22 protein-coding genes are annotated in these 26,043 nt (G+C 71.8%); 5 read left to right on the top strand and 17 right to left on the bottom strand.

Going from position 1 to position 26,043, the window contains the following annotated elements:
- Positions 1-68 precede the first annotated feature (68 nt).
- The 5 genes from ACFYPN_RS27490 to ACFYPN_RS27470 form a co-directional block, all read right to left on the bottom strand.
- On the bottom strand, positions 69-422 hold the full coding sequence (locus ACFYPN_RS27490) for an MmcQ/YjbR family DNA-binding protein (RefSeq protein WP_389301861.1): 354 nt from the start codon (positions 420-422) through the stop codon (positions 69-71).
- Positions 423-495: 73 nt separating this feature from the next.
- Positions 496-1,803 (bottom strand): hemolysin family protein, encoded by a 1,308-nt coding sequence (locus ACFYPN_RS27485; RefSeq protein WP_389301859.1) that lies wholly within the window; start codon positions 1,801-1,803, stop codon positions 496-498.
- Positions 1,800-2,297: an rRNA maturation RNase YbeY gene (ybeY, locus tag ACFYPN_RS27480; protein WP_358764086.1), complete on the bottom strand. Its 498-nt coding sequence runs from the start codon at positions 2,295-2,297 to the stop codon at positions 1,800-1,802. The genes ACFYPN_RS27485 and ybeY overlap by 4 nt, the downstream gene beginning before the upstream one ends.
- 12 nt (positions 2,298-2,309) lie before the next feature.
- Positions 2,310-3,326 carry a PhoH family protein gene (locus tag ACFYPN_RS27475; RefSeq protein WP_358764085.1) on the bottom strand — a complete coding sequence of 339 codons (1,017 nt, stop codon included), beginning with the start codon at positions 3,324-3,326 and terminating at the stop codon, positions 2,310-2,312.
- 149 nt (positions 3,327-3,475) lie between these two features.
- Entirely contained in the window at positions 3,476-4,585 is a 1,110-nt protein-coding gene (locus ACFYPN_RS27470; RefSeq protein ID WP_358764083.1) for a PfkB family carbohydrate kinase, read from the bottom strand.
- Positions 4,586-5,243: 658 nt separating this feature from the next.
- On the opposite strand from ACFYPN_RS27470, the gene ACFYPN_RS27465 reads away from it, so the two are divergent.
- Positions 5,244-6,605: an MFS transporter gene (locus ACFYPN_RS27465; protein WP_358764082.1), complete on the top strand. Its 1,362-nt coding sequence runs from the start codon at positions 5,244-5,246 to the stop codon at positions 6,603-6,605.
- Here the strand turns inward: ACFYPN_RS27465 and ACFYPN_RS27460 are convergent.
- The 7 genes from ACFYPN_RS27460 to hrcA form a co-directional block, all read right to left on the bottom strand.
- Complete coding sequence (locus ACFYPN_RS27460) at positions 6,569-7,561, bottom strand: adenosine deaminase (protein WP_389301854.1); 993 nt, start codon at positions 7,559-7,561, stop codon at positions 6,569-6,571. The two genes, ACFYPN_RS27465 and ACFYPN_RS27460, sit on opposite strands and share 37 nt — an antisense overlap.
- Positions 7,562-7,710: 149 nt before the next feature.
- Positions 7,711-8,619, bottom strand: coding sequence for a ribonuclease Z (locus ACFYPN_RS27455; RefSeq protein ID WP_389301851.1), 909 nt, complete (start codon positions 8,617-8,619; stop codon positions 7,711-7,713).
- Between the two features lie 15 nt (positions 8,620-8,634).
- Entirely contained in the window at positions 8,635-8,994 is a 360-nt protein-coding gene (locus ACFYPN_RS27450; protein ID WP_358764076.1) for a histidine triad nucleotide-binding protein, read from the bottom strand.
- 200 nt (positions 8,995-9,194) lie between these two features.
- Entirely contained in the window at positions 9,195-9,938 is a 744-nt protein-coding gene (locus ACFYPN_RS27445) for a 16S rRNA (uracil(1498)-N(3))-methyltransferase (RefSeq protein ID WP_358764074.1), read from the bottom strand.
- Positions 9,935-11,026 carry a nitronate monooxygenase gene (locus ACFYPN_RS27440; protein ID WP_358764072.1) on the bottom strand — a complete coding sequence of 364 codons (1,092 nt, stop codon included), beginning with the start codon at positions 11,024-11,026 and terminating at the stop codon, positions 9,935-9,937. Before ACFYPN_RS27440 ends, ACFYPN_RS27445 begins: the two co-directional genes overlap by 4 nt.
- Before the next feature lie 148 nt (positions 11,027-11,174).
- Positions 11,175-12,314: a molecular chaperone DnaJ gene (gene dnaJ / locus ACFYPN_RS27435; RefSeq protein WP_389301847.1), complete on the bottom strand. Its 1,140-nt coding sequence runs from the start codon at positions 12,312-12,314 to the stop codon at positions 11,175-11,177.
- The gene (gene hrcA, locus ACFYPN_RS27430; RefSeq protein WP_358764068.1) at positions 12,315-13,331 is read right to left on the bottom strand and encodes a heat-inducible transcriptional repressor HrcA; all 1,017 of its coding nucleotides are present in this window, start codon (positions 13,329-13,331) and stop codon (positions 12,315-12,317) included.
- A 165-nt stretch (positions 13,332-13,496) separates the two neighbouring features.
- Here hrcA and ACFYPN_RS27425 point away from each other — a divergent pair, with 165 nt between their 5' ends.
- Together ACFYPN_RS27425 and ACFYPN_RS27420 are read left to right on the top strand one after the other, a co-directional pair.
- Complete coding sequence (locus tag ACFYPN_RS27425; protein ID WP_358764066.1) at positions 13,497-14,234, top strand: MBL fold metallo-hydrolase; 738 nt, start codon at positions 13,497-13,499, stop codon at positions 14,232-14,234.
- 94 nt (positions 14,235-14,328) lie between these two features.
- Positions 14,329-15,147 carry a DUF3097 domain-containing protein gene (locus ACFYPN_RS27420; protein WP_358764065.1) on the top strand — a complete coding sequence of 273 codons (819 nt, stop codon included), beginning with the start codon at positions 14,329-14,331 and terminating at the stop codon, positions 15,145-15,147.
- 39 nt (positions 15,148-15,186) lie between these two features.
- Here the strand turns inward: ACFYPN_RS27420 and hemW are convergent, their stop codons facing one another.
- Positions 15,187-16,428, bottom strand: a complete 1,242-nt coding sequence (gene hemW, locus ACFYPN_RS27415) for a radical SAM family heme chaperone HemW (protein WP_389301844.1) — start codon at positions 16,426-16,428, stop codon at positions 15,187-15,189.
- A gap of 72 nt (positions 16,429-16,500) precedes the next feature.
- Positions 16,501-17,148, bottom strand: coding sequence for a helix-turn-helix domain-containing protein (locus ACFYPN_RS27410; protein ID WP_358764140.1), 648 nt, complete (start codon positions 17,146-17,148; stop codon positions 16,501-16,503).
- A 181-nt stretch (positions 17,149-17,329) separates the two neighbouring features.
- On the opposite strand from ACFYPN_RS27410, the gene ACFYPN_RS27405 reads away from it, so the two are divergent.
- The gene (locus ACFYPN_RS27405) at positions 17,330-18,796 is read left to right on the top strand and encodes an MFS transporter (protein ID WP_358764061.1); all 1,467 of its coding nucleotides are present in this window, start codon (positions 17,330-17,332) and stop codon (positions 18,794-18,796) included.
- A gap of 79 nt (positions 18,797-18,875) precedes the next feature.
- On the opposite strand, the gene ACFYPN_RS27400 is transcribed toward ACFYPN_RS27405, so the two are convergent.
- The 3 genes from ACFYPN_RS27400 to lepA form a co-directional block, all read right to left on the bottom strand.
- Positions 18,876-21,020, bottom strand: a complete 2,145-nt coding sequence (locus tag ACFYPN_RS27400; RefSeq protein ID WP_389301840.1) for a SpoIIE family protein phosphatase — start codon at positions 21,018-21,020, stop codon at positions 18,876-18,878.
- A gap of 301 nt (positions 21,021-21,321) precedes the next feature.
- Entirely contained in the window at positions 21,322-23,214 is a 1,893-nt protein-coding gene (locus tag ACFYPN_RS27395) for an AMP-dependent synthetase/ligase (RefSeq protein ID WP_389301837.1), read from the bottom strand.
- Between the two features lie 416 nt (positions 23,215-23,630).
- On the bottom strand, positions 23,631-25,505 hold the full coding sequence (lepA, locus tag ACFYPN_RS27390) for a translation elongation factor 4 (RefSeq protein ID WP_358766095.1): 1,875 nt from the start codon (positions 25,503-25,505) through the stop codon (positions 23,631-23,633).
- Positions 25,506-25,765: 260 nt separating this feature from the next.
- On the opposite strand from lepA, the gene rpsT reads away from it, so the two are divergent.
- Positions 25,766-26,032 carry a 30S ribosomal protein S20 gene (rpsT, locus tag ACFYPN_RS27385; protein WP_358766096.1) on the top strand — a complete coding sequence of 89 codons (267 nt, stop codon included), beginning with the start codon at positions 25,766-25,768 and terminating at the stop codon, positions 26,030-26,032.
- Positions 26,033-26,043: the final 11 nt, after the last annotated feature.

Raw genomic sequence — 26,043 nt, 5'->3', positions numbered from 1 at the left:
CCAGGCCGTGGACCAGGCCGTAAGGACCGCTCAGCAGAGAACGGAGGCACCGCCCGGCCGCCCCGCGCTCACGCCCGGTCGAGCCGGAGCCGCTCCGCGCGGGGCAGACCCGCCACCACCAGGTCGTAGGAGTCCTCGATCAGTTCGCGGACCGTCTTGGCGGGCAACTCGCCGACGGTCACCGTGTTCCAGTGCCGCTTGTTCATGTGCCACCCCGGGACGATCGCGGGGTGCTCCTCGCGGAGCCGCACCGCCTCGTCCGGGTCGCACTTGAGGTTGACGGTGAGCGGGCGGCCGCCCAAGGCGCTGAGCGCGAACATCTTGCCGAGCACCTTGAAGACCGACGTCTCCGGTCCGAAGGGGAACTCCTCCACGCTCTCGTTGAAGTCCAGGCAGAAGGACCGCAGTTGTGCGCCGTTCACTCCGACTCCGTTTCTCCGGCTCCACTGATCCGACTCACCGATCCGATGCGCTGATCGGACTCGCAGATCCGACTCACCAGTCCGGCTTCGCTTCCGAATCCGGTACCGACTCCGCCTCCGGCTCGACCAGTACGGTGACGATCTTGTTGCGGCGGCCGGCCGTGGACTCCGCCGTCAGGCGCAGCTTGCGGCCGTCCGGGAGGCCGACCACCGCGGTGGCACCGGCGATGGGGACGCGGCCGAGCGCCTTGGCGAGGAGACCGCCGACGGTCTCGACGTCCTCGTCGTCGTACTCGTCGAACCCGAAGAGCTGCCCGAGGTCGCCGATGTCGAGGCGGGCGGTCACCCGGTAGCAGCCGTTCTCCAGCTCCTGGACGGGCGGCAGCTCCTGGTCGTACTCGTCGGTGATCTCGCCGACGATCTCCTCCAGGATGTCCTCGATGGTGACGATGCCGGCCGTGCCGCCGTACTCGTCGATGACGACGGCGACGTGGTTGCGGTCCTGCTGCATCTCGCGCAGCAGGTCACCGGCGTTCTTCGTGTCGGGGACGAACACCGCGGGGCGTATCGCCGTGGAGACGAGGTCGGCCTCGGAATCGCGGTTGATGTGGGTCTTGCGGACCAGGTCCTTGAGGTAGACGATCCCGACGATGTCGTCCTCGTTCTCCCCCGTGACCGGTATCCGGGAGAAACCGGAGCGCAGTGCGAGGGTGAGCGCCTGGCGGATCGTCTTGTACCGCTCGATGGCGACCAGGTCCGTGCGGGGCACCATCACCTCGCGGACGAGGGTGTCACCCAACTCGAAGACGGAGTGCACCATGCGGCGCTCGTCATCCTCGATCAGCGACTCCGCCTCGGCGAGGTCGACCATCGCCCGCAGCTCCGCCTCGCTCGCGAACGGTCCCTTGCGGAACCCCTTGCCGGGGGTGAGGGCGTTCCCGATGAGGATGAGCAGCTGCGGGATCGGCCCCATGATCCTGGCCAGCGGCAGCAGCACGTACGCCGCCGCCGTCGCCGTGTTCAGCGGGTGCTGGCGGCCGATGGTGCGGGGCGAGACACCGATGGCGACGTAGCTGACGAGGACCATGACCCCCATCGCGACGGCCAGCGCCTCCCAGGTCTCGGAGAGTTCCTGGAGGCAGGCGTACGTGACGAGGACCCCGGCCGCCATCTCGCAGGCGACCCGCACCAGCAGGGCGACGTTGAGATAGCGGGTCGGGTCGGAGGCGACCTGCGCGAGCTTCGCGCCGCCGCGCCGTCCGGCCCGGACCGCCTCGGCGGCCCGGAAGCTGGACATGCGGGCGATGGCGGTCTCGGCACAGGCGGCGAGCCAGCCGACGATCACCAGCGCGACGGCGCCGGCGACGAGTGGGAAGCTCACGAGACCGTGGGAGCCGGGGAGGGGCCGGTCAGCCCGTGCTCGCCCCGCCAGCCGTCGACGATGGCGGCCTGGAGGCCGAACATCTCGGCCTTCTCGTCGGGCTCCTCGTGGTCGTACCCGAGGAGGTGCAGCACTCCGTGGACGGTCAGAAGCTGGAGCTCCTCGTCCATGGAGTGCCGCGTGTCGGCCTCTTCGCCCTGGCGCTTCGCCACCTCCGGGCAGAGCACGATGTCACCGAGGAGGCCCTGCGGGGGCTCCTCGTCGTCCTTCGACGGCGGACGGAGTTCGTCCATCGGGAAGGACATGACATCGGTCGGCCCCGGCAGGTCCATCCACTGGATGTGCAACTGCTCCATGGCGTCGGTGTCCACCACGATCACCGAGAGTTCGGACAGCGGGTGGATCCGCATCCGGGCGAGGGCATAGCGGGCGATGTCGAGGATCGCCTGCTCGTCGACCTCGGTTCCGGACTCGTTGTTGACGTCGATCGACATGGTGCGCTGAAACTACTTCCCGTTGGTACCGGCTCGGTCGTCGTACTTCTCGTACGCGTCGACGATACGGCCGACGAGCTTGTGCCGGACGACATCCTGGGAGGTGAGCCGGGAGAAGTGCACGTCCTCGACACCTTCCAGGATCTCCTGGACCTGTCGCAGACCGCTCTTGGTGCCGTTCGGCAGGTCGACCTGGGTGACGTCACCGGTGATGACGATCTTCGAGTCGAAGCCGAGGCGGGTCAGGAACATCTTCATCTGCTCGGCGCTGGTGTTCTGCGCCTCGTCCAGAATGATAAAAGCATCATTCAGGGTGCGACCGCGCATATATGCGAGCGGCGCCACCTCGATCGTGCCCGCCGCCATCAGGCGCGGGATCGAGTCGGGGTCGAGCATGTCGTGCAGCGCGTCGTAGAGCGGGCGCAGATACGGGTCGATCTTGTCGAAGAGTGTGCCGGGCAGGAAGCCGAGCCGCTCCCCCGCCTCCACGGCCGGCCGGGTCAGGATGATCCGGCTGACCTGCTTCGACTGGAGCGCCTGGACCGCCTTCGCCATGGCGAGGTAGGTCTTGCCGGTGCCCGCGGGGCCGATGCCGAAGACGATCGTGTGCTTGTCGATGGCGTCGACGTACCGCTTCTGGTTGAGCGTCTTGGGGCGGATCGTGCGCCCGCGGTTGGAGAGGATGTTCTGGGTGAGCACCTCGGCGGGTGTCTCGCCCTGGGGGTCGCCCTCACCGTTGCCGCTCGCCCTGAGCATGGCGATCGAGCGTTCCACTGCGTCCTCCGTCATCGGCTGCCCGGTGCGGAGCACCAGCACCATCTCGTCGAACAAGCGCTGGATGAGGGCGACGTCGGCCGGGTCGCCCGTAGCGCTTATCTCGTTTCCCCGCACATGGATATCGGCTGCGGGGAACGCCGTTTCGATCACGCGCAGCAGGGAGTCGCCCGATCCCAGCAGCATCACCATGGGGTGTGCGGCCGGAATCCTGATGTGGGCACGCGCCTGTGGCCGTGTGGGTGACTGAGTCATGGGCCGGCCCTCGGGCCTGCGCATACCTCCCGTTGAGGGGTCGTCGCCGGTCGACGACCTCTGCGTCCAGCCTACGACCCCGCACCCACATCGCCGAAGGGTTTTGCCGCCCCGTTCCGGGCCACCGGGCGGGTCCCGGACGGTCGCGCTCAGGGAGCCCGGAAGCCGATGGTGGGGACGGCCCGGCGCAGCGGCCAGGGGCGGTGGGCGGCGGGCAGCAGGCGCTCCAGGAAGGCGTACCGCTCCAGCGCGACCGGGTCCTGGGCCTCGAAGGTGCGCACCTGCTGCCACCAGGCGGCGATCTCGGCCCAGCCGGGCGCGGAGAGCGAGCCGCCGAACTCCTGTACGGAGAGGGCGGCGGTGAGCCCGGCGAAGGCGAGCCGGTCGGCGAGCGGCCAGTCCGCGAGGGTGCCGGTGACGAATCCGGCGACGAACACGTCGCCCGCGCCGGTCGGGTCGAGAGCGGCCACGTCGATGGCGGGGACCTCGGCGGTGGTCCCGGTCGACGCGTCCACGGCGTAGGCGCCCTCCGCGCCGAGGGTCACCACGGCGAGCGGGACGTGGTCGGCGAGGGCGTGGGCGGCGGCTCGGGGGGTATCGCGGCCGGTGTAGCGCATGGCCTCCTCGGCGTTGGGCAGGAAGGCGGCGCAGTGCGCGAGGTCGGGCAGCGCGGCCAGGTCCCAGCGGCCGGTCTCGTCCCAGCCGACGTCGGCGAAGATCTGGGCCCCGCGCCCGGCCGCGGCGGCGACCCAGGGTTCGCTGCGGCCGGGGGTGAGCGAGGCGACGGCGGCGCGGGCGCGCGGCGGGCAGTGCGGGAAGGCGCGCTCCTCCCCGCCCGGGGCGCCGGCCGGGGGCGGGGCCTCGTGGCCGTGCGAGACCATCGTGCGCTCGCCCTCGTACGCCATGGAGACGGTGACGGGCGAGTGCCAGCCGGGGACGGTGTGCGACATGGAGAGGTCGATGGACTCGCCCTGTTCGAGCGCGTCCCAGCAGTACTCGCCGTAGTGGTCGTCGCCGAAGGCTGCGGCGAGCGAGGTGCGCAGGCCGAGGCGGGCGAGGGCGGTGGCCATATTGGCGACGCCGCCGGGGCTGGAGCCCATGCCCCGGGCCCAGGACTCCGTCCCGCGTACGGGGGCGCTGTCCAGGCCGGTGAAGACGATGTCGAGGAAGACCGTGCCCGTGAGGAAGACGTCGCAGGCGGGGTCCTCGGGGGCGCGCACTCCCACCAACGGGTCGATGACCGGACTGTCGTTGCTCACCATGCGCTCCCCGGGGTGCCGTGCTGCTGACCTGCAGTGCTGCTGTGCTGCTGTGCTGCTGACCTGTGGTACTGCTGGGCTGTGCTGCTGTGCTGCTGACCTGTGGTGCTGCTGGGCTGTGCTGCTGTGGTGCTGCTGGCTGCTGACGTGCGGCGCCAGTGACATGCGGTGTTGCCGATGTGCCGTATTGCCGATGTGCCGTGCCGCCGACAGGTGGTACTGCTGACGTGCCGTGGGCACGTGGTCCGCGGCTGCTGTCCAGCTGTCGGTCCGCTATCGGTCCGCTGCCGCCACCGGCGATGCTCGCTCGCCGGAAAGCGCCTTGCGGAATCCGGCCAGTCTGCCCGATTCGTGAGCGTTGCCGCAGCCTCCACGCCTCCTGCGCCGCCATGGCTGACCTGCGTGAACATGCAGCGGTACCCCGATCGATCCACAACAAACGCAGATGTGCTGTAGATCACATAATCCCTCCTTTCGATCTCCTGTGCGTGCTTGATACAAATTGCCCGGCGGACACGATCGGGTGCAAAGGCCGGGGAACCGCCCTTCTCCCCCCATTTCTCGCTCCATCCTGGTTCTCCCCCACCCCTTCTTCACCCCTGCACCACCTCCCCCCCCTCCTCCCCTGCCGTACTCCGGCATGTCTTCAGGAACGCCCATGTCCCCGCGCCCGCGCGCCGCGTGGCCCCTGGTCGCCGTGTTCACCGCCGGTTACCTCGCCGCCTATCTGCTCCCCACCGTCGTCGGGCGCCTCAGCGCCCATCTGGGCCTGACGACCTCTCAGGCAGGTCTCGTCGGCAGCGCCCTGCTGCTGAGTTCGGCATCCGCCGGTTTCTCGCTGGCGGGCCGGGCCGAGCGGTTCGGGGCCCGCGGCCCCGCGCGGCTCGGGCTGCTCCTCGCCGTCACCGGTTACGGCTGCGCGGCGCTGACCACCTCGGTGCCGCTGGTAGTACTGGGTGCGGTGGTCGGCGGTTTCGGCTCGGGCACGGCCACCGCGGTGGCGGCCTCCGGGATCGCCGCGCAGAGCGACCCGCACCGCACCTCCTCGCTCGGGCTGCTCAGCGTCTCCGCGACCGCCGGCGCCCTGTACCTGACCATCCCGCACCTGGGCGGCGGCCACCGACTGCCGTTCGCCGCCATCGCCCTGGTCGCCCTGCTGGTCTGGCCGGCCACCTCACGCCTGGCCGCACCGGCCCCGGTCGCGACCGGCACCCCCGTCACCGGCCGCCTGCCGCACCGGCGTTCGGGTCTCCTGCTGGCGGGCGGGATGCTCGTCTGGTCCATGGCGCAGAACGCCCTCTGGGGGGTCAGCAGCCGGATCGGCGTGGACCAGGTCGGGCTGTCCGAGGTCACCGTCGGCGCGGTCTTCGCCGCCGCGCTGGGCGCCGGGCTGCTCGGGGTGATGGGCGCCGGGGCGCTGGGTGCCCGGCTCGGCCGCGCGGTCCCGATCGGCTGCGGCACGGTCGTCATCGCGGGGAGCATCGTGCTCAGCGCCTCGGCGCGCGGGCTCGGTTCGTTCGCGACCGGCGAGATCCTGTGGAACACCGTCTACCCGGTGGTCCTCTCGTACCTGATCGGTCTGGCCGCCTCCCTCGACGTACGGGGCCGCTGGGCGGTCCTTGCGGGTTCCGCCTCCTCGGTGGGGGTGGCCTGCGGGCCGGTGCTGGGCAGCGTGCTCTCGGCGGGGGCCGGTTTTCCCGCGATGGGCCTGATCCTCGGGGCGGCGACCCTGCTGGTGGCGGCGCCGGTCACGGCGGTGGCGCTGCACGCCGGCGGTCGTCCGCTGGTGCCCGGCTCGGTGCGCCGCCGCGGTGGTGCGCCCGCAGCGCTGCTCGCCGCCACGACGGGTGGCGGTCTGCCGGGGGCCGTGCCCAAGCTCGGCGCGCCGGAGCAGGCCGTCACGGAACTCGCCGTACCGGCCCTGCGCCGCAGGCGGCTGGGGCGGAACGCGTTCCGGACGGCCGGTCCGGGGGGCGGGGACGGTCAGTCGAACGCGTACGCCTCGACCTCGGACAGGTAGCGCGCCCTGCGCTCCTCGTCGTGGTCGAGGAAGGCCGCCTCGAAGGAGTTGCGGGCAAGCGTGCGCAGTTGCTCGTGGTCGAGGGCGAGCGCCTCGTGGACCGCGTGGAAGGTGTCTCCGACGTATCCGCCGAAGTAGGCCGGGTCGTCGGAGTTCACCGTGCAGTGGAGCCCGGCCGCCAGCATGGCGGGCAACGGGTGCTCCTCCAGGACGTCGATGGCGCGCAGCCGGACGTTGGAGAGCGGGCAGAGGGTGAGCGGGACGCGTTCGGCGACCAGCCGGGCGACCAGCTCGGGGTCCTCCATGCAGCGCAGCCCGTGGTCGATGCGCTCGACGCCGAGGACGTCCAGGGCCTCGCGGATGTACTCCGGCGGACCCTCCTCGCCCGCGTGGGCGACCTTGCGCAGGCCGAGCCTCCCGGCCTCCTCGTACACCTCGCGGAACTTGGCCGGCGGGTGGCCGACCTCGGCGGAGTCGAGGCCGACGGCGGTGATGCGGTGCAGGTGGGGCTTGGCTGCCTCCAGCGTCTCCAGGGCCGAGGCGGCCGACTGGTCGCGCAGGAAGCAGAGGATGAGCTGGGTGGAGATGCCGTGCTTCTCCTCGCTGCGGTCGAGCGCGCGGCCGAGTCCTTCGATGACGGTACCGATGGGCACGCCCCGGGCGGTGTGCGCCTGCGGGTCGAAGAAGATCTCGGCGTGCCGGACTCCCTGGGCGGCGGCGCGGGTGAGGTAGGCGTCGGCGAGCTCGGCGAAGTCCTCCTCGGTCCGGAGCACGGCCATCAGCGCGTAGTACAGGTCGAGGAAGCTCTGCAGGTCGTCGAAGAGGTACGCGGTGCGCAGCTCCTCGGTGGTGGCGTGGGGCAGGGTCACCCCGTTGCGCCGGGCCAGCTCGAAGGCCAGCTCGGGTTCGAGGGTGCCTTCGATGTGGAGGTGGAGTTCTGCCTTGGGGAGGTGCACGGTGTCTCGCTCACGGTGGGGGTGGTGAGGTGGATCGGTGTGCCGGGTGGGCACGGGGCGAATCGGTGGTGCCGGGTGGGCACCGGTCGGATCAGTGGTGCCGGGTGGGCACCGGTCGGATCAGTGGTGCCGGGTGGGCACCGGTCGGATCAGTGGTGCCGGGTGGGCACCGGTACGCGGGTCAGGTCCCGGGCGACGGTCAGTCCGCCCTCGAACCCGGCGGCGCGGGCCTGGACCGCGAAGAGTTCCGGGTCGTCGTACCGCTGGGAGAAGTGGGTCAGTACGAGGTGGCGTACGCCCGCTTCGACGGCCACCCGGCCCGCCTGGCCGGCGGTCAGATGGCCGTGGTCGGTGGCCAGGGCGAGGTCTTCGTCGAGGAAGGTCGACTCGATGACCAGCAGGTCGCATCCCTCGGCGAGCCCGTACACACCGTCGCACAGCCTGGTGTCCATGACGAACGCGAACCGCTGTCCGGGCCGGTGCTCGGAGACGGCGTCGAGCGGTACGCCGTCGAGGACGCCCTCGCGCTGGATGCGGCCGATGTCGGGGCCCTGGATGCCGTGGGCGGCGAGGAGCGCGGGGATCATGCGGCGGCCGTCGGGTTCGGTGAGGCGGTAGCCGTACGACTCGACGGGGTGCGAGAGCCGGCGGGCGTCCAGGGTGTACGCGTCGGTGGTGGCGAGCACCCCGTCCGCGGCCACCGGGGCTTCGGTCAGCCGGACGGTCTCGCGGTAGGCGGTGGCATACCGGAGCCGGTCGAAGAAGTGCTGCCCGCTCGCCGGGTAGTGGGCGGTGACGGGGTGCGGGACCCGGTCGAGGTTGATCCGCTGGATCACCCCGGCGAGCCCGAGCGAGTGGTCGCCGTGGAAGTGGGTGACGCAGATCCGGTCGATGTCGTGCGCGGCCACCCGGGCCCGCAGCATCTGGCGCTGGGTGCCCTCGCCGGGGTCGAAGAGGATGCCCTGTCCGTCCCAGCGCAGCAGGTAGCCATTGTGATTGCGGTGGCGGGTGGGGACCTGGCTGGCGGTGCCGAGCACCACCAGCTCACGTGCGGACACGGGACGGCGCCCCTGTCAGCCGGGGGGCCACTGGAGGCCGCGGCCGCCCAGGACGTGCGCGTGCGCGTGGAAGACGGTCTGGCCCGCACCCGCGCCGGTGTTGAAGACGACACGGTAGCCGTGGCCGTCGACCATGTCCTCGGTGGCGACCGCTCCGGCCTCGCGGAGCACGTCGGCGGCGACCTGCGGCTCGGCGGCGGCGAGCGACGCGGCGTCCGGGTAGTGGACCTTGGGGATGACCAGGACGTGGGTCGGGGCCTGCGGGTTGATGTCGCGGAAGGCGACGGTGGTGTCGCTCTCGCGCACGACGGTCGCCGGGACGTCCCCGGAGACGATCTTGCAGAACAGGCAGTCGGGCTGCGGCTCTCCCGCCATGGGCCGGCCTCCTCGGTGGCTGGTGACGCTGATGGCGTCGGATGGTGACGCTGATGGCATCGGCTGGTGACGCTGATGGTCCGTTCAGCGCATCGTATCGGGGCGCGCGCCGCCTCCGGCCGGGACGGCACGGTAGTGGCTCGCGGCCGGGCGCTCGACCCGGCGGCCGGTGCGGCAAGGGGCCCGCTCCGGCGGGGCGCTCAGCCCCAGCGGCCGGTGCGTCCCAGCAGGAGCGCGGTCGCGGCGGTGCCGGCGGTGGAGGTGCGCAGCACGCTGCGCCCCAGCCGGTACGTACCGGCTCCGGCGGTGGCGAATACCTCCAGCTCCTGGGGCGAGACCCCGCCCTCCGGGCCGACGACCAGCACGATCTCGCCGGACCGGGGAAGCTCGGCGGTGGCCAGCGGTTCGCTGGCGCAGTCGCGGTCCTCGTGGAGTACGGCCGCGAAGTCGGCGGCGGCCAGCAGGGCGGCGACCTGCTTGGTGGTCATGGCGTCGGCGATCTCGGGGAACCGCACCCTGCGGGACTGCTTGCCCGCCTCCCGGGCGGTGGAGCGCCATTTGGTGAGGGCCTTGAGTCCCCGGTCGCCCTTCCACTGGGTGATGCAGCGGCCGGCCTGCCAGGGCACGATCGCGTCGACGCCGGTCTCGGTCATCGTCTCGACGGCGACCTCGCCCCGGTCACCCTTGGGCAGTGCCTGGACGACGGTGATCCGGGGGGCGGGGAGCTCCTCCTCCTGGACGGCCTCCACGGTGACGACCAGCCGGTCCTTGCCCTCGGCGGCGCGCACGACGCCCTCGGCCCAGCGGCCGAGCCCGTCCGTCAGTACGACGTCCTCGCCCGGCTGGAGGCGTTTCACGGAGACGGCGTGCCGTCCCTCGGGACCCTCCAGCACGAATGCGGACCCGCTGGGCATCTTCTCGACGACGAAGACCGGTGCGGTCACTGTTCACTCCTCATGCCGACGGCCGCGCTCGCGGTCCGCCATTCCGCCGCGAGCAGTTCGACGAGTTCTCCGGCGGGCAGCTCGCGGGCCATCCGGTGGCCCTGCCCCGCCCAGAGTGCCATCCCCTGGGCGTCCCCGGCCCTCGCCGCCGCCTTGCGCAGCCCCGAGGTGAGGTGGTGCACGAGGGGGTAGCCGGCGGGGGCGTACGGGCCGTGATCGCGGACGAAACGGTTAACCAGACCGCGGGCGGGCCGTCCGGAGAAGGCGCGGGTGAGCACGGTGCGGACGAAGAGCGGGTTGGTCAGCGCCTGCTTGTGCAGCGGGTGCGCGCCGGACTCGGGACAGGCGAGGAACGCGGTGCCCAGCTGCACGGCATCGGCTCCGGCGGTGAGGACGGCGGCGATCTGGGCGCCGCGCATGATCCCGCCCGCCGCGACGACCGGCAGCTGCACGGTCTCGCGGACCTGGGTGATCAGGGAGAGCAGTCCGAGGCCGGTGTGATCGGCCTGCGGGTCGTCCTCGTGGGTGGACTGGTGGCCGCCCGCCTCGATGCCCTGGGCGCAGACCGCGTCGGCCCCCGCCCACTGGGCGTCGCGCGCCTCCTCGGCGGTGGTGACCGTGACGATCGTGTACGTACCGGCGCGGGCGAAGGCGTCCAGGGTGTCGCGGGTGGGGCAGCCGAAGGTGAAGGACACCACCGGGACGGGGTCTTCCAGGAGGTCCGCCACCTTGGCGTCGAAACCGTCGGAGCAGTCGGTGCCGGCCTCGGGGCCCGGGTGGGTGGGATCGCCGAGCGGGGTGTCGTACGCGGTGGCCCCGGCCGCGAGGTGGCGGCGGTATGCCTCCACGGCGGCGGGATCGGCGGGTGCGGGCTGCGGCATGAAGAGGTTCACGCCGAAGGCCCCGCCGGTCGCCGCCCGGACCTGCTCGATCTCGTGGCGTGTCGCGTCTGCCGTCTTGTATCCGGCGGCGAGGAATCCGAGTCCGCCCGCCTCGGCGACGGCGGCGACGAGGCGCGGGGAGGAGGGGCCGCCCGCCATCGGCGCCTGCACGATCGGATACCGGCAGAGATCGGTCAGGGAGGACATCCCCGCATCGTGCCACGTCCGGTCCGCCTCGCCGAATCCGTGCCGGGCACGACCCGACCGCACCCCGACGCACGCGCACCGCCCGCCGGGACGGGTCCAGGCGGGCGGTGGTGGTAGTACGGGTTCCACGTCGTGCTGCCGCAGGGGCTCAGCGGCCGTTGAAGGCGTCCTTCAGACGGGAGAAGAGGCCCTGCTGGCCGGGCTGGAACTGCCCGGTGGGCCGCTCCTCGCCGCGGAGCTTGGCCAGCTCGCGGAGGAGGCGCTCCTGCTCCGGATCGAGCTTGCTGGGGGTCAGCACCTCGACGTGCACGATGAGGTCGCCCCGGCCGCCGCCCCGCAGGTGCGTGATGCCGCGGCCGTGCAGCGGGACCGACTGGCCGGACTGGGTGCCGGGCCTGATGTCGATCTCCTCCACCCCGTCGAGCGTCTCCAGCGGCACCTTGGTGCCGAGCGCGCCCGCCGTCATGGGGATGGTGACCGTGCAGTGCAGGTCGTCGCCGCGCCGCTGGAAGGTCGAGTGCGGCACCTCGTGGATCTCGACGTAGAGGTCCCCGGCCGGGCCGCCGCCGGGGCCGACCTCGCCCTCGCCTGCCAGCTGGATGCGGGTTCCGTTGTCGACACCCGCGGGGATCTTGACCGTGAGGGTGCGCCGCGAGCGGATGCGGCCGTCGCCGGCGCACTCCGGGCAGGGGGTCGGCACGATGGTGCCGAATCCCTGGCACTGCGGGCAGGGCCGCGAGGTCATGACCTGGCCGAGGAAGGAACGGGTGACCTGGGACACCTCACCGCGCCCGCGGCACATGTCGCAGGTCTGGGCCGAGGTGCCGGGGGCCGCGCCTTCGCCGCTGCACGTGGTGCAGACGACGGCGGTGTCGACCTGGATGTCCTTGGTGGTCCCGAAGGCCGCCTCGGCGAGGTCGATCTCCAGCCGGATCATGGCGTCCTGGCCGCGCCGCGTGCGCGAACGGGGTCCGCGCTGCGACGCCGTGCCGAAGAAGGCGTCCATGATGTCGGAGAAGTTGCCGAAGCCACCGGCGCCGAAGCCGCCCGCGCCACCGCCGCCGCCCGAGGCCGACAGCGGGTCCCCGCCGAGGTCGTAGACCTGCTTCTTCTGCGCGTCCGAGAGCACCTCGTACGCGGCGTTGATCTCCTTGAACCGCTCCTGGGTCTTCGGATCGGGGTTGACATCCGGGTGCAGCTCGCGGGCGAGCCGACGGAATGCCTTCTTGATCTCGTCCTGCGACGCGTCGCGCCGTACGCCGAGCACGGCGTAGTAGTCGGTGGCCACTTACGACTCCGCCAGGATCTGTCCGACGTAACGTGCCACTGCGCGTACCGCTCCCATCGTTCCGGGGTAGTCCATGCGGGTCGGTCCGACCACGCCGAGTTTGGCGACTGCCTCGTCGCCCGAACCGTAGCCGACCGTGACGACGGATGTGGAGGTGAGGCCCTCGTGGGCGTTCTCGTGCCCGATCCGTACGGTCATGCCCGAGTCCGTGGCCTCACCGAGCAGCTTCAGCAGAACGACCTGCTCCTCCAGCGCTTCCAGCACGGGCCGGATCACCAGGGGGAAGTCGTGCCCGAAGCGGGTGAGGTTGGAGGTGCCGCCGATCATCAGCCGCTCCTCCGTCTCCTCGACCAACGTTTCGAGGAGAGTGGTCAGGACCGTGGAAACAGTCCCGCGGTCCTCGTTCTCGAAGGATTCCGGCAGGTCCTGCACGAGCGGCGGGACGTCACTGAAGCGGCGTCCCACGACTCGGCTGTTGAGCCGGGCCCGCAGATCGGCGAGAGAGGTCTCGCCGAACGGCGCGGGGCAGTCGATCATACGCTGTTCGACCCGGCCGGTGTCGGTGATCAGGACCAGCATCAGCCGGGCCGGCGACAGGGCAAGCAGCTCCACGTGCCGCACCGTGGAGCGGGTCAGTGAGGGGTACTGGACGATGGCGACCTGCCGGGTCAGCTGCGCGAGCAGCCGTACCGTGCGGCCCACCACGTCGTCGAGGTCGACCGCCGAGTCGAGGAAACTGTGGATCGCCCGGCGCTCGGGCGGCGACAGGGGCTTGACGCCCGCGAGCCGGTCCACGAAGAGGCGGTAGCCCTTGTCCGTGGGGATGCGCCCGGCGCTGGTGTGGGGCTGGGCGATGAAACCCTCGTCCTCCAGCACCGCCATGTCGTTGCGGACGGTGGCCGGGGAGACCCCGAGCCGGTGCCGCTCGGTGAGCGCCTTGGAGCCGACCGGCTCCTCGGTGCCGACGTAGTCCTGGACGATGGCGCGCAGCACTTCAAGTCTGCGTTCGCTGAGCATCGCGCACACCTCCAGCTGTCGGTCGTGGTGGCTCTTGCCTGGCACTCGGTGCGTCTGAGTGCCAGCTTTCCCCCGGTCAGTGTACGGGGGTGGGGAGGGCACCCGGCAAGGGCGACCGGCCGCGGTCCACGAGACCGCGCAGGTCGATGCGGATAGCGTCTCCTCATGGACCTCTCTTGGGAAGAGCTGGGCTGGGAGCGGTTGGGCCACGGCGTGGGCCGGCGGCGGCTGCCGGGCTGGGACGCGACCACCGCCCTGGTGGCCGGGGCGGACCGTGCGCTGGTGCTGGACACCGGTGCGAGCCTGCGCGAGGGCGTCGGTGTGCGGATCGAGGCGCAGCGGCTGCTGGGGCGGCGGGTGACGCATGTCGCACTGAGTCATCCGCACTTCGACCACGTCTTCGGTACGGCGGCCTTCGCCGGCGCCGAGGTGTTCGGGGCGTACGGGGTGGCCGCGCTGATGCGGCGGTCGGTGGACGAGATGCACGCCGACGCGGTGCGCAACGGCCTGCCCGAGCACGACGCGGCGGAGGCGGTGGACGCGCTGGTGGTCCCCGGGCGTGAGGTGTGCCACCGCTGGACGATCGACCTGGGCGGCGGGCGCGAAGTGGTGCTGGCCAATGTGGGGCCCGGTCACACGGGCCACGATCTGGCGGTCCTGGTGCCGGGGTCCGGGTCCTCGGGGGCGCCCGCGGTGGTGCTCTGCGGGGACCTCATCGAGGAGTCGGGTGAGCCGCAGACGGGCCCCGACTCGGTGCCGGCCCGGTGGCCCGCCGCCCTGGACCGGCTGCTGGCGCTGGGCGGGGAGGACGCGGTGTACGTGCCCGGGCACGGAGCGGCGGTGGACGCGGCGTTCGTACGGGCGCAGCGGGAGCTGCTGGCGGGACGCTTCGGGGTGGGGTGAGCGGACGGCCTCCTGCCGCTGGTTCTGCGGGCGCTCGGACCTGGTGGCGCCCGGTGGGGCCCGGTCTGCCCCCGGGGCGAATTATCGTCGTGCCATGCGCAGTTACCAGCCGGACCTGACCCCGCCGTGGAAGAGGTCCGCCCCCGTGCCCGAGGTGCCCGCCGATCCCGATCTGGTCGTGGAGGAGGTGTCCACCGGCTTCTGCGGTGCGGTGATCCGCTGCGAGAAGTCCGCCCAGGGTCCGGTGGTGACGCTGGAGGACCGGTTCGGCAAGCACCGGGTGTTCCCGATGGAGCCGCGCGGCTTCCTGCTGGAGGGCCGGGTCGTGACGCTCGTACGCCCGTCGTCCGGCGGTCCGGTGGCGCCGGCGCGCACGGCCTCCGGGTCGGTGGCGGTGCCCGGAGCGCGGGCGCGGGTGGCGCGGGCCGGGCGGATCTACGTGGAGGGCCGGCACGACGCGGAGCTGGTCGAGCGGGTGTGGGGCGACGACCTGCGGATCGAAGGCGTGGTCGTGGAGTACCTGGAGGGCATCGACGACCTCCCGTCGATCGTGCGGGAGTTCGGGCCGGGGCCGGACGCCCGGCTCGGGGTGCTGGTGGACCATCTCGTACCGGGTTCCAAGGAGTCCCGCATCGCGGCCGAGGTGTCCGACCCGCATCTCCTGGTGGTGGGGCACCCCTTCATCGACGTCTGGGAGGCGGTGAAGCCCGCGTCGGTGGGCATCGCCGGCTGGCCGTCCGTGCCGCGCGGGCAGGACTGGAAGACCGGGGTGTGCCGGGCGCTGGGGTGGCCGGAGAACACCGGGGCGGCCTGGCAGCACATCCTGTCGGGGGTCCGCTCGTACAGGGATCTCGAACCCCAGCTCCTCGGCCGCGTGGAGGAGCTGATCGACTTCGTCACGCTCGCGGAGTGACCCCGGGCATCCGCCCGTCCCGCCCCTCACATGGGGGTCTCAGTCGACCAGGTCGCGGACGACCGCGTCGGCGAGCAGGCGCCCGCGCAGGGTGAGGACCGCGCGGCCCTCCTCGTACGGTGCCGGCTCCAGCAGGCCCTCGCCGAGGACCCGGCGGGAGGCGGCGAGGCCGTCCGGCTTCAGCAGGGAGAGCGGGCAGCCCTCGCGCAGCCGGAGTTCCAGCAGGACGCGCTCGACGCGGCGGTCCTCGGCGGCGAGGATCTCCCGGCCCGCACCGGGTGAGCGGCCCTCCGCCAGCGCCTGGGCGTACGCCCCCGGGTGCTTCACGTTCCACCAGCGCACCCCGCCGACGTGGCTGTGCGCCCCCGGTCCGGCGCCCCACCAGTCGGCGCCGCGCCAGTACAGCTCGTTGTGCAGGCAGCGGCCCTCGGGGGTACGGGCCCAGTTCGACACCTCGTACCAGGAGAACCCGGCGGCGGCCATCGCCTCGTCGGCGATCAGGTAGCGGTCGGCGTGCACGTCGTCGTCGGTCATGGGGACCTCGCCGCGCCGGATGCGGCGGGCCAGTTGGGTGCCCTCCTCCACGATGAGCGCGTACGCGGACACGTGGTCGGGGCCGGCGCCGATCGCCGCTTCCAGGGAGGCGCGCCAGTCGTCGTCGGACTCGCCCGGGGTGCCGTAGATCAGGTCCAGGTTGACGTGGTCGAACCCGGCTTCCCTGGCCTCGGCGACGCATGCCTCGGGGCGGCCCGGAGTGTGGGTGCGGTCCAGGATCTTCAGCACGTGCTGCTTGGCACTCTGCATGCCGAAGGAGATCCGGTTGAAGCCGCCCGCCCGCAGCTCCGCCAGATAGGCCGGACCGACCGACTCCGGGTTGGCCTCGGTGGTGATCTCCGCGTCCGGGGCGAGCCCGAACTCCTCGCGGATCGCCGCCAGCATCCGTACCAGGTCGGCGGCGGGCAGCAGGGTGGGCGTGCCGCCGCCGACGAAGACCGTGCGCACCGGGCGCGGGTCGTCGCCGAGGACCTTGCGGGCCTGGCGGACCTCCTCGATCAGGTGGGCGGCGTAGTTGTCGCGGGAGGCGAGGGCACCACCGGAGCCGCGCAGCTCGGTGGCGGTGTAGGTGTTGAAGTCGCAGTACCCGCAGCGGGTCGCGCAGTACGGGACGTGCAGGTAGAAGCCGAGGGGGCGGTCGGCGGCGCCTTCCAGGGCGTGGCGGGGCAGCGCCCCGTCGTCGGGCACGGGCTCACCATCGGGCAGTACGGAAGGCATACCGTCCATTGTCGCTCGCCGCCGGAGTGGCCCGGGCCACAGACGTTCGCGCCCGGCACCGGAGGGGGGTCCGCCCCGGCGTCAGGCCCCGGCCTGCAGGCGGAGGCCCGCCAGCGTCAGCTCCAGCGCGGCGATGAACTGCTCCTTGTCGTCGTGCCCGTCGAACTCCTCGACGATGTCGTGCACGAACGGGAACTCCTCGGCATCGAGCGCGCGCCAGGTGTCGGCGTAACGACCGAGGAACTCGTCGCGGTCCACAGCGCCGTCGAGCACCTCCTGGGGCGGCTCCTGTCCCATGTCGGCGGCGCTGCCGACCACCACGCCGACGATCGCCGACACGGCGTGGAACCGCTGACGCGGGGTGAGGTCGAGCCGGAGCGTCTGCTGCCCCAGCCCCTCGTAGAGCCGCACCGAGTTGCCCCGGAGGCTGAAGTTCTGCATGAAGCGCGCACCGAGCCACGGCCGGTCCACGATCGCGTCGAAGAGCGTGACGGCCATCACGCGCAGGTCGTCGATCGGATCATCGCTGCCTGGCTGCGCCTCCACCTCGGCCAGCACGCCCCCGAGTACGTGGTCGATGGCACGGTCGAGCAGTTCGTCCTTGCCCGAGACGTACCAGTAGATGCTGCCGACTCCGGTACCGAGCCGGGCCGCGAGGGCGCGGAGGGTCAGCGCCTGCTCGCCGTCCTCGTCGAGCAGGGCCACGGCCGCGGCGAGGACGGCCTCCAGGGAGTGCGAGGCACGCTGACGCCCCCGGGAGGGACGGTCGGCGGTCGGTGGTCGCGTGCCTGTCATGGGACCCATCCAACCACAGCGTGGACAAATATCGAACTGCGTTCTATGGTCGAACCATGTTCTATCGTCGAACATCGTTCGATGCTCGATGTCGTCACCAAAAGGGGGGCCCGCCATGACCACGTCCACCACCGCGTCCGCCGCGTCGCGTACCTATCCGTCCCTGCGCGCCGCATGGATACCCATGGCCGCGCTCTGCCTGGCCTTCTTCGTCGAGATGGTCGACAACACACTGCTCTCGATCGCGCTGCCCACGATCGGCCGGGACCTCGGCAGCGGCACGACCGCGCTGCAGTGGGTCACCAGCGCGTACTCGCTGACGTTCGGCGGCCTGCTGCTGACGGCGGGTTCGATGGCCGACCGGCTCGGGCGCCGGCGTGTACTTCTGGTCGGCCTTGCGGTGTTCGGTCTGCTGAGCCTGGGTGTCGCCGCGGTCAGCACCACCGGGGAACTCATCACCCTGCGGGCCGGCCTCGGTATCGCCGCGGCGGCGATGGCCCCCATCACCAACTCGCTGGTGTTCCGGCTGTTCGACGACAAGGCGCTGCGGATGCGCGCGATGACCGTGATGATCGTCGTCGGCATGGCCGGGTTCGTCCTCGGCCCCCTGCTGGGCGGCACCGCCCTGGCCCACGTGCGGTGGCAATGGCTCCTGCTCGTCAACGCCCCGATCGCCCTGATCGCGGCCGTCGGCGTCCGTCTCGGGGTCCCGGCCGACCGGCCGGAGGACCTGACCCGCGACCGGCTCGATCTGCCGGGCGCCGCGCTGAGCGTCGCCGCCATCGGCCTCGCGTGCTACGCGCTCACCAGCGGTGTCGAGCACGGCTGGCTCTCCACTGCCACCCTCGCCTCGGTCCTCGGCGCCGTCGCCGCCGGCATCGCGTTCGTGCGGCACGAGCGCCGTACCCCCTCGCCCATGCTGGACCTGCACCTCTTCTCCCGAGGCACCGTCCGGGGCGCTGCCCTCGCCCAGACCGGCACGTCCATCGCGATGGCCGCCGTGATGTTCGGGCTGATCCTCCACTTCCAGTACGCCTACGGGTGGAGCCCCGTCCGGGCGGGACTGGCGAACCTGCCGCTCATCCTCACCATGATCCTCGCGACCCCGCTCTCCGAGTGGCTCGCGAGGAGGTTCGGCCACCGCGTCGCCTGCCTGGTCGGCGCGGCGTGCCTGGCCGGCTCGCTGGGCGGCCTCTCCTGGGGTGTGGACCACGGGTACGGCGCCATAGCGGCCTGCATGGTGGTGATGACCGTCGGAGTGCGCACCGTCATGACGATTGCCGCCGTCGCCCTCGTCGATGCGATGCCGGCCAACCGCACGTCGATCGGCACCGCGCTCAACGACACCGCCCAGGAGGTCGGAAGCAGCGTCGGCACCGCCGTGGTCGGCACGTTGATCGCCGCGCTGGTCACCACGCGACTGCCCGCCGGCACCTGGAGCGACGGTCTGGTCGCGTCGTTCTTCCACGGCGAACGGATCACCTACGCCGTGCTGGCGGTCGTCGTCGGTCTGGTCGCGGCGGGCGGCGCGCTCACCCTCTCCGACTCCCGGGTCACCGAGGAGGCACCCGTCCAGGCGTGAGCCGGACCGGCCGGTGCCTCCTCCCCGGTCCCGACCGCTTCGGGACCCCTCACAACCCCTCGACCTGGGTCCCGGAGCCTCAGTCCGCGCGCAGCACCAGCAGCGCCACGTCGTCGTCCGGCGGCAGCTCGGAGAAGCCGTGCACGGCCTGCCGGATGCACTCCGCGACCTCCCTCGCGCTCTGCCCCGCGCAGGGCGCGAGGGCGCGGGCGAGGCCGTCGCCGTCGTCGAAGAGCGCGGAGCCGGAGCGCCGCTCGGTGACCCCGTCGGTGACGCAGAGGAGGCTGTCGCCCGGTTCCAGGTCGAAGGTCTGGCTCTCGTACGCCACGTCCTCCACGACCCCGAGCAGCACCTGCGGCTCGACGACCGGGCGTACCGAACCGTCCGGGCGCAGCAGCAGCGGCAGCGGGTGGCCCGCGCTGGCCACCGTGCACCGGGCGCCCCCGTCGGGGAGCGGCACGACCTCGCCGTAGAGGAGGGAGAGGAAGCGGGACTGCCCGCCGTCCGTGAACTGCTGCCCGCCGGCCGCCGCGACCATCAGGGCGGCCGCCTCAGCGGCCTCCATGGCGTCGTCCAGCAGCAGCCGGTTGAGCCGGTCCAGGACCTCGCCCACGCCGAAGCCCTCGCGGGACAGCAGCCGGAGCCAGGGCCGGGCCAGGCCGGTCACCACGGCGGCCTCGGGGCCGCTGCCCTGGACGTCACCGAGGACGAAGCACCAGCGGCCCCCGGGGCACGGGAAGATGTCGTAGAAATCGCCTCCGACCATGCCGTCGTCGCTGGGCTCGTAGACGAGGGCGCTGCTCATGCCGGGGATGTCCGCGACCTTGTTGGGCAGCAGTCCGCGCTGGAGGATGCGGCTGATGGTGGCCTGCCGGGTGTAGGCGCGGGCAGCCCCGACCGCTTGGCCGAGACGGCGTACGAAGTCCTCCACGACCCGGACGACGGCCTCGGGCAGCTCGGCGCCGGCTTCGTGGTCGCGGCCGACGAGCACGGTGCCGAGCGTGCGGCCCCCGGCCGTGATGCGGCAGGCGAGGGCGGCCCCGTCGTGGGCGCCCGGCTCCCGGCTGCCCGGCGGCCAGGGCAGCGGTACGGGTCCCGGCCCGGCGCCGGCCGGCAGCCGGAACGGTTCGTTCTCCAGCGCCCCGCCCAGCACCCCGTCCAGCGGCTCGTCGCCCGACTCGTCGCCGTGCCGCACGCGGGTGAGGCGGGGTGCGCCCGGGGCACCGGAGCCCTCCTCGTCGAGCCAGATCGCACACCAGTCGACGAGCCGGGGCACGAGCATCCGGCCCGCGATGGTCGCCACGAGTTCCTCGTCCAACTGCCCGGTGAGCAGGTCGGACGCCTCCGCGAGGAAGGCGAGCGCCCCCTGCTGGTCCCAGACGCTGTCGTCGCGCGCCCCGGCCGGGGCGGCGGGCACCAGGAGGTCGGCGGAGGGCTGCGGGGGCACGTGGACCGGATGTCCGGCGGCCGTCCCGGCCGTGGCCGCGCCCTGCCGGTGCTCGACCGGGGTGTCGGCGCGGGCCCCGGCGGAGGCGGCCCAGTCGTCCACGGGGAGCCGCGCCCAGACGGTCTTGTGCCCGGTGCGGTAGGTGATGCCCCAGGCGACGGAGAGCGCGGCGACGAGGTCGAGGCCGCGGCCGTATTCGGCGAGACCGGACGGATCGCCGGCGCCGGGAGCCTCGGGAGCGGGCGGCTCTGCGGAAGCCGCCCCTGTCACGGATCGGGTGGTGGCGGCAGGAGGAGCCGTCGCGCCGGGTGTGCCGGCGGTGGGGCCGTGGACGGCGGGCGGGGTGGGCGTACCCGCGCCGGGAAGCGCCTTGACGACGGTGGCGGGCTCCCGCTCTCCGGAGCCCTCGCCGGTCGCGCGGGCGGGGTGGTGGTCGGTGACCTCCAGGACCAGGGCCGCGGGTTCCTCGCCGGTCGCGTGTTCCAGGCGCACCAGCACATCGACCACGGTTCCGGCGTGCACCACGGCATTGGTGACCAGCTCGCTGGCCACGTTCACCAGGTCGTCGGCGAGCCGGTCGCTGAACCCCACGGCGGCCGGTACCCCGCGTCCGGCCCATTCGGCGAGCACGGCCCGGACGAACCTGCGGGCGCCGGACGGGGACTGGGGTGTCGCGGGAAGGCTGGTCGTACTGACGAGCGGAGGTTCGCCCGCGCTCCCCGCGTCGGTGCCACCCGGCCGGTGAAGGGTGGCCCGTTGTAGTGGAATTGGCCCCACGGTGCGGCTCCTCCGGATCTCGAAACGCCGCCGACAACGACAGAGTGACAGACCGGCCGTGCGCAGGCGCACGGAGTTGTCGAACTGGGAGAATGAATACACGCCAACCTCGCGCGGGTCGCACGCCGGGGCGCACGGCGGGCGCGAGACGTAGCGACCGGGGAGCGCGGAACGCCGCGGCCCGGCGCGCGGCGGCAGCGGCGTCCGGGGGCGCGCCCCCTCGTGCCGCGCAGACACGGAGGGGCGGCACGACCGTGGTCGTGCCGCCCCGTCCCACGCCCGTCCTGATGCCGGGAGGGCCCTACGCCTCGCGCGTCCCCGCGTACATGTCCTCGATCAGCGCCTTGTACTCGCGTTCGACGACCGGCCGCTTCAGCTTGAGGCTGGGGGTCAGCTCGCCGTGTTCGATGTCCAGGTCACGCGGGAGGAGCCGGAACTTCTTGATGGTCTGCCACCGCTGAAGTCCCTCGTTGAGCGTCCTGACGTAGCCCTCGATGAGCTCGACGGTCCGCGGGGCGGCCACCACTTCGGCGTACGCCTTGCCGTCCAGGCCGTTCTCGGCAGCCCAGCCGAGGATCGCGGGCTCGTCCAGGGCGATGAGCGCGGTGCAGAAGTTCCGGTCCGCGCCGTGCACCAGGATGTTGGAGACGAACGGGCAGACCGCCTTGAACTGGCCCTCGACCTCGGCCGGTGCGACGTACTTGCCGCCCGAGGTCTTGATCAGGTCCTTCTTCCGGTCGGTGATGCGCAGGTAGCCGTCGACGGAGAGCTCGCCGATGTCACCGGTGTGCAGCCAGCCGTCGGACTCCAGCACCTCGGCCGACTTGTCCGGGAGCCGGTGGTAGCCCTCCATGATCCCGGGGCCGCGCAGCAGCACCTCGCCGTCGTCGGCGATGCGGACCTCGGTGCCGGGGAGCGGCTTGCCGACGGTGCCGGTGCGGTACGCCTCGCCCGGGTTGCAGAAGGAGGCGGCGCTGGACTCGGTGAGGCCGTAACCCTCCAGGATGTGCACGCCGGCACCGGCGAAGAAGAAGCCGATGTCCGGAGCGAGGGCGGCCGAGCCGGAGACGCAGGCGCGCAACCGGCCGCCGAACGCCTCGCGGATCTTGGCGTAGACGAGGGCGTCGGCGGTCCTGTGCTTGAGGCCGAGGGCGAAGGGGACGGAGGCGGTGCCGGTGCGGCGGAAGTTGTCCTGCGAGACCTTGGCGTACTCGCGGGCCACGCCCACGGCCCACTGGAAGATCTTGTACTTGGCCCCGCCACCGGCACGGGCCTTGGCGGCGACACCGTTGTAGACCTTCTCGAAGATGCGCGGGACAGCCGCCATGTAGGTGGGACGGACCACCGGAAGGTTTTCGATGATCTTGTCGACCCGGCCGTCCACGGCGGTGACGTGGCCCACTTCGATCTGGCCGGACGTCAGCACCTTGCCGAAGACGTGCGCGAGCGGCAGCCAGAGGTACTGGACGTCGTCGGCGGTGATCAGCCCGGTCGCGACGGTGGCCTTGGCCATGTACGACCAGTTGTCGTGCGGCAGCCGCACGCCCTTGGGACGGCCGGTGGTGCCGGAGGTGTAGATCAGGGTGGCCAGCTGGTCGGTGGTGATCGCCGACACCCGCTCCTTGACGGCCTCCGGGTGCTCCACCAGGTGCGCGGCGCCCCGGGCCTCGAGCTCCGCGAGGGTCAGCAGCCAGCCCTCGGGATCGCCCTCCTCGGCCTCGGCGCCGGCCGGGTCGATCACGACGACGTGGGTGAGGTCGGGCAGCTCGGCGCGGGACGCGCGGGCCTTGGCCACCTGGACCGCGTCCTCCGCGATCAGCACCCGGCTCTCGGAGTCGGCCAGGATGAAGGCGGACTCCTCGGTGTTGGTGGAGGGGTAGACGGTGGTCGTCGCGGCCCCGGCGCACATCACCCCCAGGTCGGCGAGGATCCACTCGACCCGGGTGGAGGAGGCGAGGGCGACCCGCTCCTCGGGCCGTACGCCCAGCGCCACCAGGCCCGCCGCGATGGCGTAGACCCGCTCGGCGGACTCGCCCCAGGTCAGCGACTTCCACTCGTCCGGGCCCTCGCCCGTGGACGACGGCACCGGGTAGCGGTACGCCTCGCCGTCCGGGGTGGCGGCCACCCGGTCCATGAAGAGATTCGCCACGGAGGGCGGTCGGTTGTCGATCAGGGTCTGTGGTGTGTCGCTCACGACGTCCTCCGGGCCTGCGGCATCGCTACGACCGGCCGCTTGGTGATCCTGCTGTGTCTGCTTGCTTCTCGTTCCCGCTCTGCGCGTGATCCTGATCCACCGCGCGTCCCGCTCGTCCCGCTCGCTCGGCTGTTCCCGCCCCGTACGACCGGTTTGCCACCTGCTTGCACCGGCTTGCTTAACTGGCGAGTAACTAGTCGGGCCGTGATCAGGGTAAAGCGCGCCCGGTCCCGGCGTAAGGGGCCACGGCCCCCCGGTTGATAACGAACGGGCCCCCGCCCTCCGCACTGTGCGGAGGAACAGGGGCCCGAACGTGTGACGCCTCGAACACCACACCCGTACGCCCGGTGGAGGTGTCCACGGGCGCGCGGGGCGGCCTCACGGGGATGCCGCGGCGGAGGGGCCGCGGGGCGGGGCTACTTCTTGCCCTTGGCCTCGCCGCCGGGCTCGTCGGTCGACAGGACGGAGATGAACGCGTCCTGCGGAACCTCGACGTTGCCGACCATCTTCATCCGCTTCTTGCCTTCCTTCTGCTTCTCCAGCAGCTTCCGCTTACGGGAGATGTCACCGCCGTAGCACTTGGCGAGGACGTCCTTGCGGATGGCGCGGACGGTCTCACGGGCGATGACCCGGGAGCCGATGGCCGCCTGGATCGGCACCTCGAAGTTCTGCCGGGGGATGAGCTTCTGCAGCTTGGCGACGAGCCGCACGCCGTACGCGTACGCCTTGTCCTTGTGGGTGACGGCGGAGAACGCGTCCACCTTGTCGCCGTGGAGCAGGATGTCGACCTTGACGAGCTGCGCCGACTCCTCGCCGATGGGCTCGTAGTCGAGCGAGGCGTACCCGCGGGTCTTGGACTTCAGATTGTCGAAGAAGTCGAAGACGATCTCGGCGAGCGGCAGGGTGTAGCGGATCTCCACCCGGTCCTCGGAGAGGTAGTCCATGCCCATCAGGGTGCCGCGCCGGTTCTGGCAGAGCTCCATGATCGCGCCGATGAACTCGCTGGGCGCGAGGACGGTGGCCCGGACGACCGGCTCGTGCACCGCGTCGATCTTGCCCTCGGGGAACTCGCTCGGGTTGGTGACGATGTGCTCGGTACCGTCCTCCATCGTCACGCGGTAGACCACGTTGGGCGCGGTGGCGATGAGTTCGAGACCGAACTCGCGCTCCAGGCGCTCGCGGACCACGTCGAGGTGGAGCAGCCCGAGGAAGCCCACGCGGAAACCGAAGCCGAGCGCGGCGGAGGTCTCCGGCTCGTAGACCAGGGCCGCGTCGTTCAGCTGGAGCTTGTCCAGCGCCTCGCGCAGGTCCGGATAGTCCGATCCGTCCAGCGGGTAGAGACCCGAGAACACCATCGGCTTCGGGTCCTTGTAGCCGCCCAGCGCCTCGGTCGCCCCGTTGTGCAGGGAGGTGATCGTGTCACCGACCTTGGACTGCCGGACGTCCTTCACACCGGTGATGATGTAGCCGACCTCGCCCACACCGACGCCGTCGGCCGGAGTCATCTCCGGGGAGGAGACACCGATCTCCAGCAGCTCGTGCGTGGCACCGGTCGACATCATCCGGATGCGCTCGCGCTTGTTGAGCTGGCCGTCGATCACCCGAACGTACGTGACGACGCCCCGGTAGGAGTCGTAGACCGAGTCGAAGATCATCGCCCGGGCGGGGGCGTCCGCGACGCCGACGGGGGCCGGAACGTCCCGGACCACCCGGTCCAGCAGCGCCTCCACCCCGACACCGGTCTTCGCGGAGACCTTGAGGACGTCCTCCGGCTGGCAGCCGATGAGGTTCGCCAGCTCCTCGGAGAACTTCTCGGGCTGCGCCGCCGGCAGGTCGATCTTGTTCAGCACCGGGACGATGGTGAGGTTGTTCTCCATGGCCAGGTACAGGTTGGCCAGGGTCTGCGCCTCGATGCCCTGGGCCGCGTCGACCAGCAGGACCGTGCCCTCGCAGGCGGCGAGCGAGCGCGACACCTCGTACGTGAAGTCCACGTGACCGGGGGTGTCGATCATGTTGAGGATGTGAGTGCCACCCTTGCCCTCCGCCGTGGTGGGCGCCCACGGCAGACGGACCGCCTGGGACTTGATGGTGATACCGCGCTCGCGCTCGATGTCCATCCGGTCGAGGTACTGAGCGCGCATCTGCCGCTGGTCGACCACGCCCGTCAGCTGGAGCATCCGGTCGGCAAGGGTCGACTTGCCGTGGTCGATGTGCGCGATGATGCAGAAGTTGCGGATCAGCGCCGGGTCGGTACGGCTCGGCGCGGGCACGTTGGTGGGAGTCGCGGGCACGCAGGGTCCTGATTCTTGAGACGCCGAACGCCGTGTCTCGGGTCGATGTCGGGTCGGTCGGATCTGTACGTAGCTTCCATCGTCCCACGCCTGCGGGGCAGCCACGGGTTTGGGCCGGTCCGAGGGTGACTGGTAACGTGGTCAGCTGTGCCTCGTGGCTCCTCGGCCGAGTCCTGGTGAATCCTCGGACGACTCTCGGACGACTCCTCGGAGTGGCGTGGCGCACTCAGCAGATCCAACGAACCTGAAAAGGCTTCTTCGTGGCGAACATCAAGTCCCAGATCAAGCGGAACAAGACCAACGAGAAGGCGCGCCTGCGCAACAAGGCCGTCAAGTCGTCGCTCAAGACCGCGATCCGCAAGGCCCGTGAGGCTGCCGTCGCCGGTGACGTCGAGAAGGCCACCACGGCCGCTCGCGACGCTTCCCGCGCGCTCGACAAGGCCGTCTCCAAGGGTGTCATCCACAAGAACGCCGCGGCCAACAAGAAGTCGGCCCTGGCCACCAAGGTTGCCACCCTCAGCGCCTGAGCACCCTGATG

The organism is Streptomyces sp. NPDC005576, assembly GCF_042871745.1.
In the GTDB taxonomy this organism is placed as follows: domain Bacteria; phylum Actinomycetota; class Actinomycetes; order Streptomycetales; family Streptomycetaceae; genus Streptomyces.
This window is presented reverse-complemented; position numbering and strand designations above follow the sequence as displayed.

What these genes read in the sequence shown, in the direction of transcription:
- ACFYPN_RS27450 (WP_358764076.1), bottom strand. Translation starts at nt 8,994, where the DNA reads ATGGCGGGAGAGCCGCAGCCCGACTGCCTGTTCTGCAAGATCGTCTCC.
- hemW (WP_389301844.1), bottom strand. Translation starts at nt 16,428, where the DNA reads ATGGACGGTATGCCTTCCGTACTGCCCGATGGTGAGCCCGTGCCCGAC.
- hrcA (WP_358764068.1), bottom strand. Translation starts at nt 13,331, where the DNA reads ATGCTCAGCGAACGCAGACTTGAAGTGCTGCGCGCCATCGTCCAGGAC.
- ACFYPN_RS27465 (WP_358764082.1), top strand. Translation starts at nt 5,244, where the DNA reads ATGTCCCCGCGCCCGCGCGCCGCGTGGCCCCTGGTCGCCGTGTTCACC.
- ybeY (WP_358764086.1), bottom strand. Translation starts at nt 2,297, where the DNA reads ATGTCGATCGACGTCAACAACGAGTCCGGAACCGAGGTCGACGAGCAG.
- ACFYPN_RS27440 (WP_358764072.1), bottom strand. Translation starts at nt 11,026, where the DNA reads ATGTCCTCCCTGACCGATCTCTGCCGGTATCCGATCGTGCAGGCGCCG.
- ACFYPN_RS27405 (WP_358764061.1), top strand. Translation starts at nt 17,330, where the DNA reads ATGACCACGTCCACCACCGCGTCCGCCGCGTCGCGTACCTATCCGTCC.
- ACFYPN_RS27420 (WP_358764065.1), top strand. Translation starts at nt 14,329, where the DNA reads ATGCGCAGTTACCAGCCGGACCTGACCCCGCCGTGGAAGAGGTCCGCC.
- ACFYPN_RS27475 (WP_358764085.1), bottom strand. Translation starts at nt 3,326, where the DNA reads ATGACTCAGTCACCCACACGGCCACAGGCGCGTGCCCACATCAGGATT.
- ACFYPN_RS27425 (WP_358764066.1), top strand. Translation starts at nt 13,497, where the DNA reads ATGGACCTCTCTTGGGAAGAGCTGGGCTGGGAGCGGTTGGGCCACGGC.